The sequence below is a fragment of the Dietzia sp. E1 genome (genome assembly GCF_014145015.1).
GTDB lineage: Bacteria > Actinomycetota > Actinomycetes > Mycobacteriales > Mycobacteriaceae > Dietzia > Dietzia cinnamea_A.
The window spans coordinates 19,051-28,615 of sequence record NZ_JAALDU010000156.1 but is presented as its reverse complement, the minus strand read 5'-3'; the positions used below and the strand labels follow the sequence as shown (position 1 = coordinate 28,615).

9 protein-coding genes are annotated in these 9,565 nt (G+C 69.7%); 2 read left to right on the top strand and 7 right to left on the bottom strand.

The annotated features are described in order from the left end of the window. Positions 1–2,113: glycosyltransferase (locus G6030_RS06505; RefSeq protein ID WP_182642576.1), on the top strand; the 2,113-nt coding region annotated here is incomplete at its 5' end. Positions 2,114–2,335: 222 nt separating this feature from the next. Here the strand turns inward: G6030_RS06505 and G6030_RS06500 are convergent. The 5 genes from G6030_RS06500 to fabG form a co-directional block, all read right to left on the bottom strand. Next, on the bottom strand, positions 2,336–3,403 hold the full coding sequence (locus G6030_RS06500) for an acyl-CoA dehydrogenase family protein (protein ID WP_182642575.1): 1,068 nt from the start codon (positions 3,401–3,403) through the stop codon (positions 2,336–2,338). Further along, positions 3,400–4,569, bottom strand: a complete 1,170-nt coding sequence (locus G6030_RS06495) for an acyl-CoA dehydrogenase family protein (RefSeq protein WP_182642574.1) — start codon at positions 4,567–4,569, stop codon at positions 3,400–3,402. Before G6030_RS06495 ends, G6030_RS06500 begins: the two co-directional genes overlap by 4 nt. Beyond that, entirely contained in the window at positions 4,556–5,779 is a 1,224-nt protein-coding gene (locus G6030_RS06490; protein ID WP_182642573.1) for an acyl-CoA dehydrogenase family protein, read from the bottom strand. The genes G6030_RS06495 and G6030_RS06490 overlap by 14 nt, the downstream gene beginning before the upstream one ends. A gap of 85 nt (positions 5,780–5,864) precedes the next feature. Continuing rightward, the gene (locus tag G6030_RS06485) at positions 5,865–6,683 is read right to left on the bottom strand and encodes an SDR family oxidoreductase (RefSeq protein WP_182642572.1); all 819 of its coding nucleotides are present in this window, start codon (positions 6,681–6,683) and stop codon (positions 5,865–5,867) included. Positions 6,684–6,708: 25 nt separating this feature from the next. Beyond that, on the bottom strand, positions 6,709–7,473 hold the full coding sequence (fabG, locus tag G6030_RS06480) for a 3-oxoacyl-ACP reductase FabG (RefSeq protein ID WP_182642571.1): 765 nt from the start codon (positions 7,471–7,473) through the stop codon (positions 6,709–6,711). A 104-nt stretch (positions 7,474–7,577) separates the two neighbouring features. Here fabG and G6030_RS06475 point away from each other — a divergent pair, with 104 nt between their 5' ends. Further along, positions 7,578–8,045: a MaoC family dehydratase gene (locus G6030_RS06475; protein WP_182642570.1), complete on the top strand. Its 468-nt coding sequence runs from the start codon at positions 7,578–7,580 to the stop codon at positions 8,043–8,045. 53 nt (positions 8,046–8,098) lie between these two features. Here G6030_RS06475 and G6030_RS06470 read toward each other — a convergent pair whose 3' ends face one another. Together G6030_RS06470 and G6030_RS06465 are read right to left on the bottom strand one after the other, a co-directional pair. Further along, positions 8,099–8,611, bottom strand: a complete 513-nt coding sequence (locus G6030_RS06470; RefSeq protein ID WP_182642569.1) for a thioesterase family protein — start codon at positions 8,609–8,611, stop codon at positions 8,099–8,101. Beyond that, positions 8,608–9,558, bottom strand: coding sequence for an NADPH:quinone oxidoreductase family protein (locus G6030_RS06465; protein ID WP_182642568.1), 951 nt, complete (start codon positions 9,556–9,558; stop codon positions 8,608–8,610). The genes G6030_RS06470 and G6030_RS06465 overlap by 4 nt, the downstream gene beginning before the upstream one ends. Positions 9,559–9,565: the final 7 nt, after the last annotated feature.

Sequence of the window (9,565 nt, the reverse complement as noted above, 5' to 3'; positions counted from 1 at the left end):
GGGGTGGGCGCTACGCCACCGGCCCGGGCCCCTGGCCCGGCTGCTGGGCGCGGTCGCGGTGGACTTCCGCCGCTCCCCCGCCATGCTGGTGCGCGCGCTCGCGACCCTGCTGGTGGCCACCGCGCACGCCCGGGACCTTTCGCGCACGAGCGGCGTCCACGTGCACGCGCACTACGCGACCTTCCCGCTGCTCGCCGCGTGGGCCTGCCACCGGCTGACCGGAGTCACGTACAGCGTCACCACCCACGCGCACGACATCTACGTGGACACCTCCGGGCTGGCCCGGCGCTGCGCCGAGGCGCAGTTCGTGGTGGCCATCTCCCGGCACAATCTGGACATGCTGCGCGGCCTGCTCGGCCCGGTCGCCCCGATCGAGTTGGTGCACTGCGGCATCGACACCGCGGCCTACGAGTTCCGCCCGCGCCGACTGCCCGAGACCGGCCCGATCCGCGCCCTGTGCGTGGCGTCCCTGCAGGAGTACAAGGGGCACCGGCACCTGCTCGAGGCGATGGCCGTGCCGGGCCCGGCGACGGCGCGCCTGGAGCTGGACCTCATCGGGGACGGTCCCCTGCGCGGCGAATTGAGCGCCCTGGCCGGCGAGCTGGGCATCGCCGACCGGGTCCGGTTCCGGGGCTCGTGCCCGGAGTCGGAGGTCGCCGCGGCGCTGGCCGCGGCGGACCTGTTCGTCCTGCCCAGCGTGATGGCCGCGGACGGCCAGATGGAGGGACTACCCGTGGCCCTGATGGAATCGCTGGCGAGCGGGGTGCCCACCGTCTCCACCCGCCTGTCCGGCATCGGCGAGATCGTGGTGGACGGCCACACCGGGCTGCTGTGCGAGCCGGGCGATCCGGCGGATCTGGCCCGGGCCGTGGAGAAACTCGCGACCGATCCGGAGGCGACCCTGCGGATGAGCCGCGCCGGCCGGGAGCTCGTCGAGGAGCAGTTCGAGCTCCGACGCAGCGCGGCGGCGCTCCTCGGGCTCCTCGACCGGGTCGACTCGCCGGCCGCCGCCCCTGCGGGGTCCGCGCCTACGGAGCCCAGCCCTGCGGCCGACGCCTTTCCCCCGCGGGACGCGCAGTGGTGGCGGCCGCGCGCCTGGGTGGTCTACCTCCTCGCGCTGGCCGGCCACTACCTGGGCGTGGACGCGCTGGTGCGTCTGCGGCAGGGCCCAGGTCTGGTGGTGCTCATGTTCCACCGGTTCAGCGAGGTGCCGGACCCGCACCCGATCACCGTCACGCCGCGGACGTTCCGGCGGTTGGCGGCGTGGTGCCGAGACCGCGGGTTGCTGGTGGACCTGGACTCCGGCCTGCGTGCGCTGGACGAGGGCCGCGCCGGCACCCGGTACGCGATCACGGTGGACGACGGCTACCACGACAACCTCCAGGCACTCGCAGCCCTGGGGGCGCCGGTGCCCGCCACGCTGTACGTGACCACCGGCCACATCGGTGGAGCGACTCTGTGGCCGTATGCGGTGTCCGACGCGATCGCACACAGCCCCCACGACTCGGTGGTGGTGGAGCTCCTCGGGCCGGACGCGGTGCTGCTGGACTCCCCCGCCGCCCGCCAGCAAGCGCTCGACCGCCTGGTCGCAGCACTCAAGTCGCTGCCCTTCGCCCGGTTCGACGCCGCCCTGGCCGAGGTGCTGGCCGCGCTCGGCGCTGACGTGCCGGCGCGGGTCGGGGACATGCTGAGCTGGGACGACGTGCGGCGCCTGCACCGCTGGGGGGTGGAGATTGGGGCCCACACGGTGCACCACCCGATCCTGGCCAATGCCGATGACGCCACGGCCGAGGCGGAGATCGTCGGCTCACGGGACCGGATCGCCGCCGAACTGGGTGGCCGCCCCTGGCACTTCGCGTACCCCAACGGCGGGCCGGCCGACTTCGGCGGCCGTGACGTCGCGACGGTCGTCGCCGCCGGCTTCTCCAGCGCCGTGACCACCATCGAGGGGATCAACCGCCCGGACACCGACCGTTTCCGATTGTTGCGGTTCAACGTGCACGAGGACCGTTTCCTCGCCCCCACGGGCCTGGAGTCGCGGGCGCTGTTCTTCAGTTCCACGAGCGGGCTGGTGTGGCGGCTGCGGTCGAGAGGTGGCGGGGAGGGGCGGTGATGGGTGGGCGGCGCTTGACCCGCCCGACCTCACTCCTCGCACACGCAGAACAAATGCCCCACCGGGTCGAGGTACACCACGAATCGCCCGTCGGGGCTGGGTTGATGCTCGTGTCGGCGCGCGGAACGCGGGGAAGGTCTGGCACGCTCGCCGGACGCCGTCGCCACGCTCCTGTCGATGCGGCGCCTCCCCGAGCACGGCCCGGGGCGCTCTTTCGGCAAGTCACGCGGTGAGATCGACAAGCGAGGCGAGGTCCGTCCGGTGCGCGTCCGGAGTACCGAGCGCCAACTGGTCGGATTTCGCCCTCTTGAGCCTGGTATGGACCCAGTGCTCCCAGGTCATGGCGATTCCGCCGTGCAGCTGCAGCGCTTCCTCGGCGGCACGGACCGCGACATCGGAGCACCACGATCCCGCGACGGCTTGAGCTATGCGCCCCTCGTCGTCGTCTTCCGCGAGACTTGCTGCAGCGTGACGCGCCGCGGCCTGCGCCTGGACGACCTGCAGGTAGAGGCCGGCCAAGCGGTGCTTGATCGCCTGGAACGACCCGATGGGCCGCGCGAACTGCACGCGGGTGCGGGTGTACTCGACGGTCCGCTGCAGGCACTCCCTGGCGAGGCCCACCTGCTCGGAGGCCAACAGCGCGGTCCCGGCAGCGAGTGCGGTATCAACGGCCTCGACCGCGGCGTCACCGGAGGCGAGGGGGCGGCCTTCCGCACGCACGGCGACGCGGGCGAGCGGCCTGCTCATGTCGAGGGAGGTGAGGCGCGTGATTTCCACATCACCGCGGCGAAGGAGGTTCAGCGAGACGGCCCCGTCACCGGAACCCACGGGAAGGAGGAAGTAGTCCGCCTCCAGAGCTCCGGCTACCGGCTCGATGACGGACTGCCCGGTCGGCCACGCGCCCCGGCGAGCGGTCCACGGGACCAGCAGAGCGGCCGTCGCCCGTCCCTCGGCCAGTTCCGGCAGGATCTCGCGGTCCCCGACACGGAGGAGGCACGTCGTCGCGATCACCGCACTCGTCAGGAACGGTACGGGAGCCGCCGTGCGACCCAGCTCCTCGAGCACCGTCGCCGCGTCGCGCGGGCCCGCGCCGGATCCTCCGAGCTCCTCCGGAATGAGGAGGCCAGCCAACCCCACCTGATCAGATAGAGCCCTCCACAGCGGGGAGGTGTCCGTGTCAGGGTCGTCGTAGATCTTGCTCACGAAGTCGTCGTCGATAAAGCGGTCGAGCGTCGAGCGGACACTGTCCCGAAGTGCCTCCTCCACGTCGCTGTACAGCAGATCGGTCATCGGGGAACGTCCTTGAACGGGATGCCCTTGTCAGGGCGGTGGTCAGCGGGGAGCCCGAGCACACGCTCGGCGACGACGTTGCGCATGATCTCGCTCGTCCCTCCCTCGATGGAATTGCCTTTCGCTCGCAGATACCGGAAGCCGGGTCCGCGGCCGAGGAACGAGGGCCGCTCCGTGCGGGTCATGGTCCAGTCGTCGTACAACAAGCCTTCTTCGGGCGCGAGCTCGAGCGCGAGTCCGCTGATCTCCTGAGCCTGTCGGGCGAACGCGAGTTTCATCGCGGAGCTCTCCGGTCCGGGAACCCCCGCCTCGAGCTGCTGGCGGAGCCGAACCCCGGCGAGTCTCGTCACCTCCGTCTCGACCCACCACGCGAGCAGTTCCGCCTGAGCGCCGGGTGTGCGGACCGAGGGATCACGACGCCAGCGGTCGGCGACGACCCCGATCTGGCCGGCTTCGCGCGCGGCACCGGCGCCGATCGCGACGCGCTCGTTGTTCAGTGTGGCCGTCGCGACCTTCCACCCCTGGCCGACGTCTCCGATCCTGTCACTGTCCGGAACCCGGACACCGGACAGGAAGACCTCGTTGAACTCTGCCTCTCCGGTGATCTGTCGAAGGGGTCGGACCTCGACACCCGGGTCGCTCATGTCCACGACGAAGTACGTGAGTCCGGCGTGCTTCGGGACCGAGGAGTCCGTGCGCGCGACGAGTATCGCCCGCTGCGCATGGTGCGCGCCCGAGGTCCAGACTTTCTGCCCGTCGACGATCCACGTATCGCCGTCCAGCCTGGCCCTGGTGGCGACGGCCGCGAGATCCGAACCCGCGCCGGGCTCGCTGAACAACTGGCACCAGATGTCCTCGCAGGTGTAGATCCGGCGGAGGTACCGCTCCTGCTGGTCGGCGTCGCCGAAGGCGAGCAGCGTCGGAGCCGCCATCCCCATGCCGATGGAGTTCCGGCCGACATCGGGTGCGGGTGCGCCGGCCGCGGCCAAGAGGGCATCCACTCGCTCCTGCTCACCGCGCGATACCCCCAGGCCGCCCCTGCCGCGGGGGAAGTGCACCCACGCGAGTCCCGCATCGAACCGGGCACCGAGGAACTCGGCCTCATCGGTGGTGGCCGGGTCATGGTGGGACAGTAGGTCGCGGACCTTGTCGTCAAGCTCCGGCATGGCTTCTCACCTTCCTGATCTCGTTCCGGGCGAGTGCGTTCTTGTGGACTTCGTCCGGTCCGTCGGCCAGGCGCAGAGTACGGACCTGGGCGAACCATGCCGCCACGGGGAAGTCCTGGCTCACGCCTCCGGCACCGTGGATCTGCACGGCCTTGTCGAGAATCCACTCCACGGTGGCCGGTGCGGCGATCTTGATCGCCTGGATCTCCGTGTGGGCACCCTTGTTGCCGACGGTGTCCATCAGCCATGCGGCCTTGAGCGTGAGCAGTCGGATCTGTTCGATCCGCACCCGGGACTCGGCGATCCAGTCACGCACGACGCCCTGATCGGCCAGCGATTTGCCGAACGCCTCCCGGCCGGAGGCACGCGTGACCATCAGTTCGAGGCTGCGTTCCGCGATACCGATGAGTCGCATGCAGTGGTGGATGCGCCCGGGGCCGAGTCGGGCCTGGGCGATCGCGAACCCGTCACCTTCCCGGGAGATCATGTTCTCCGCCGGCACGCGGGCGTCGGTGAAGACGATCTCGGCGTGCCCACCGTGGTCCCGGTGGTCGTAGCCGAAGACCTTCATCCCTCGGCGGATGTCCACGCCGGGTGTCTCCCGCGGGACGATGATCATCGACTGCTGGCGATGCCGGTCGGCATCCGGATCGCTCTTACCCATCACGATGAGCAGTCGGGCATTCGGGTCCATCGCGCCGGAGATGTACCACTTGTGGCCGTTGATGACGTAGTGGTCTCCGTCCCGGACGATCGAGGTCTCCACGTTCGTCGCATCAGAACTGGCGACCGCCGGTTCCGTCATGGCGAAGGCCGACCGGATCGAGCCGTCGAGCAGCGGATCGAGCCACTCCTTCTTCTGCTCGGGCGTGCCGAACATGTGCAGCACTTCCATGTTGCCGGTATCCGGTGCCGCGCAGTTGGTCGCGAGCGGAGCGATGTGCGGGCTCCGGCCGAGGATTTCGCACAGCGGCGCATACTGGAGGTTCGTCAGTCCGGCACCGGACTCCCCCGGAAGGAAGAGGTTCCACAGTCCCTGGCGTCGGGCCTCCTCTTTGAGCTCCTCCATGATCGGCGGTGGGTTCCAGCTGTCCGGCGTGCTGCCCAGCTGCTCCTCGAATATCGTCTCCGCCGGATAGACATGGGTCTCCATGAAGGTGGCCAATCGCTCTCTGAGTTCGAGCGTGGTCGGATCGAAGTCGAAGTCCATGTCGCTTCTCCTGATGTCGGGGCCAGTGCTTCTGTGACTTCTCGGTGGGGGTACCGCGCTCGGCTGGGCTGGGGCCCGGTGACGGTCAGTGCTCCGCGAGGGTGCGGGCGTACCGCTGCATGCCGCGAATCCACCGATCCGGGTCCTCGGACTTGCGTCTGGCGAACTCGCGGACCTCGGGGTGCGGCAGGATCAGGAACCTCTCTTCCGAGATCGCGGCCAGCACGTCCTCGGCCACAGTGCGCGGATCGAGGACGGCGCCTGCGCCGGTGACCGCACGGGCTGCCCGGCCGCCGCCCGGGGCGTCCTCCCGCAGACCTCCGTTGAGCAGGTCCGTGTCCACTCCCATCGGGCAGAGGCAACTCACGCCGATCCCCTTGTCGCCATAGGTGACGGCCAGCCACTCGGCGAACCCCACCGCGCCGTGTTTGGTCACCGAGTACACAGCCGATCCGATCTGCGTGAGCAGACCCGCCGCGGAGGCGGTGGACACGAAGTACCCGCCACCGCGCTCGAGCCAGCCCGGCACCATCACGCGCGCGGCACGGACGTGCGCCAGCAGATTGACCTCGAGTCCCAGCCGCCACTGGTCCTCATCGGCTGCCAGACCCGCGGCTTCACCCACACCCGCGTTCGCCACGAAGATGTCCACCGGCCCGAGCTCACGCTCGGCAACCGCCACCATCTCCGCGATCGTCCCGGGATCCGCGGCATCTCCCGCGACCGCGGCGACGGTTCCGGCGCCGGCGACCTGCTCCAGTCGCCCGGCGGTCGCGTGCAGCTTGTCGACATCGATATCAGAGACCAGCACGCGGGCACCGGCCTCCAGAAACCGATGCGTCAGTGCCTCCCCTATGCCCCCTGCGGCGCCGGTGACGATGGCGACTGTGTCCCGGACCTCCATGAGTTGCTCCCGTCAGCCGATCGGCTCAATCGCACGGCGAGCCGGCGACGTAGATGACCTGCCCCGTCACGAAGCCCGCGCCTTCGCTGGCGAGGAACGAGGCGGTGTGGGCGATGTCCTCCGGCTTTCCCGTCCGGCCCACGGCGGCCTTACCCGCGGCCGCCTTCTTCAGCTGGTCGAACTCGACACCGATCCGTTCGGCCGTCTCTGCCGTCATCTCGGTTTCGATGAACCCGGGGGCGATCGCGTTGGCGGTGACCCCGAACTTGCCGAGCTCGATGGCGAGCGTCTTGGTGAAGCCCTGCATGCCGGCCTTCGCTGCCGAGTAATTGACCTGACCCCTGTTTCCCTGCGCGGAGGTCGACGACAGATTGACGATGCGGCCGAACTTCTCCCGGGTCATGTACGCCTGGCAGGCCTTGGTCATGAGGAAGGCACCGCGGAGATGGACGTTCATCACGGCGTCCCACTCCGATACGTCCATCTTGAACAGGAGGTTGTCGCGGATGATCCCGGCGTTGTTGACGAGGACGGTCGGCGCGCCCAACTGCTCGGCGACCCGCTCGACCGCGGCGTCCACCTGGGCGGGGTCGGTGACGTCTGCTCCCACGCCGAGGGCTTCGTCGCCGTCGCCGGCGATCCTCTCCGCGACGGCGCGGCAGGCGTCCTCGTCCAGGTCGAGCACCGCCACCGCCATCCCGTCCGCCGCCAGTCGCGTGGCGATTCCGGCGCCGATACCCCTGGCACCTCCGGTGACGATCGCGACTCGACGGCCCTGTTCGGGGTTCATGCTTCTCCTCGGGTGTGCGGGTGAGCTGGACCAAACCGTAATTGAATCCGGGTTCAGTTTCAAGTAATTTCGCAACGGAGACCCCGACCCCGAGGAGTTCCGCCATGGCACGCCCCCAGCACCGTCCGTCGTCCGTTGAAGACCTCAAGAATCTCGTGGACGTGGAGATCGGCCCGACCGGCTGGCACGAGGTCGACCAGGCGGCGATCAACGCCTTCGCCGACGTCACGGGCGACCATCAGTGGATCCACGTCGACCGGGAGAAGGCGGCACAGAGCCCCTTCGGCACCACCATCGCCCACGGCCTCTACAGCCTCTCGCGGACGCCCGCACTGCTGCAGGAACTGCTGGCCGTCGAGGGATTCGCGCACGCCCTCAACTACGGCTACGACCGCGTGCGGTTCATCCACCCGCTGCCGGTCGGTTCGCGGCTCCGGCTGCGGGCCCAACTGACCGCTGTGGACGAGGTGGCACTCGGCCAGGTGCAGGTCGTCATCAGGCTCACGGTCGAGGGCGAGGGCATCGACAAGCCGATCCTCGTCGCCGACTCGATCAGCCGCTTCGGCAACTGACCGCGCCCCGGTGTCCGCGGGCGCCCGCGGACACCGGAGCATGCCGTCTTAGGTCAGCCCCTCACCCGGATCGACCCGCTCAGCGGCGCCGGCCACGCCAGCGCACCATGGTCGCGGATGAGCGCATCGAGACGTCCGGCCGCCCCCGCCCCCCACTCGGACGTGCGCCGGCTCGTCAGATCCACGTGCGCCTCGAGCATCTCCAGAACGTTGACGACGGTGCCGGTGCGGTGGTTCACCACGAGCGATACCGCGTGAGCCACCTTCCTGCCCCGCGCGATCCACCGCACGTGAACGCTGACCCTGTCCCCCACGAGGACCTCCCCCAGGAACCGGATGTGCTGCTCGATGCTGAACGTGCCGGCACCGGTGTCCCGGCGGTACTCGTCGTGCAAACCCAGCGATCGGATCGACTCTTCGGCCGCGCGCAGATGCAGCGTGAAGTAATGACTGACGTTGACGTGGCCGTTGCCGTCCTCCCACTCGGGCGGAGCGACCTCGTCGACGAGAGCCGGGAGATCCGCGATCACCTGGTCAGCCGCGGGTAGGGTGGTCGGCTCGCTCATGGGACCAGGATCACCTTCCCCGTCACCTGCCGGGTGTCGAGTGACGTCAACGCCGCACCGGCCTCACTCAGGGGGTAGGTGCCGCCGATGAGCGGCCTGAGCGCTCCACTACGCAGATGCGGTTCGAGTGCCTCCCATTCGGTGCGGATGTGGCCAGGACGACGGAGCGCGTAGGCGCCCCAACCGACACCGACCACCGACACGTTGTTGAGCAGCAGGCGATTGACCTTGACGACCGGGATGTCGCCGGCGGTGAAGCCGATGACGAGGAGCCGCCCCTCCTCGCGCAACACCCGCAGCGAATCGGTGAAGCGGTCACCACCGACCGGATCGACGACGACGTCGATGCTGCGCCCCACGTCGTCGCGGAACCCGTCCGCGAACACGACCTCGTCGGCACCTGCCTGTCGGGCGATCTCCCCCTTGGCCTCCGTCGAGACCACCGCGACGACCCGGCCCGCACCGAACGCCTTGGCGACCTGGATCGACGCCGTCCCGATGCCGCCCGCCGCGCCGTGCACCAGGACGGACTCCCCTGCCCGCAGGCCACCGCGCTCGATCAGAGCGAAGTAGGCCGTGCAGTAGTTGAACAGGAACGCCGCCCCCTCCTCGAAGCCCACGTCGTCCGGGAGCCTGAAGGTCAGGTCCGGCCGAGCGAGGACCTTCTCGGCGAACCCACCGAGCATGCACAGTGACGCCACGCGGTCGCCCGGCGAGAGGTCGCAGCCCTCGGGCGCCCGGGTGACGACTCCGGCGACCTCCGCCCCCGGGACGAACGGGAGGTCGGGCTTCATCTGGTAGAGCCCCCGGGTCTGCAGTAGCTCCGGGAACGCGACGCCGGCCGCTCTGACATCGATGGCGACCTGATCGTCGGCCCCCGGGTCAGGCAGGTCGACCACCTCGACCGCGTCGGGCCCGTCAAGGGTCGAGATCTGAACAGCACGCATGGAGTCT

What these genes read in the sequence shown, in the direction of transcription:
- fabG (WP_182642571.1), bottom strand. Translation starts at nt 7,473, where the DNA reads ATGAACCCCGAACAGGGCCGTCGAGTCGCGATCGTCACCGGAGGTGCC.
- G6030_RS06485 (WP_182642572.1), bottom strand. Translation starts at nt 6,683, where the DNA reads ATGGAGGTCCGGGACACAGTCGCCATCGTCACCGGCGCCGCAGGGGGC.
- G6030_RS06465 (WP_182642568.1), bottom strand. Translation starts at nt 9,558, where the DNA reads ATGCGTGCTGTTCAGATCTCGACCCTTGACGGGCCCGACGCGGTCGAG.
- G6030_RS06500 (WP_182642575.1), bottom strand. Translation starts at nt 3,403, where the DNA reads ATGACCGATCTGCTGTACAGCGACGTGGAGGAGGCACTTCGGGACAGT.
- G6030_RS06490 (WP_182642573.1), bottom strand. Translation starts at nt 5,779, where the DNA reads ATGGACTTCGACTTCGATCCGACCACGCTCGAACTCAGAGAGCGATTG.
- G6030_RS06495 (WP_182642574.1), bottom strand. Translation starts at nt 4,569, where the DNA reads ATGCCGGAGCTTGACGACAAGGTCCGCGACCTACTGTCCCACCATGAC.
- G6030_RS06470 (WP_182642569.1), bottom strand. Translation starts at nt 8,611, where the DNA reads ATGAGCGAGCCGACCACCCTACCCGCGGCTGACCAGGTGATCGCGGAT.
- G6030_RS06475 (WP_182642570.1), top strand. Translation starts at nt 7,578, where the DNA reads ATGGCACGCCCCCAGCACCGTCCGTCGTCCGTTGAAGACCTCAAGAAT.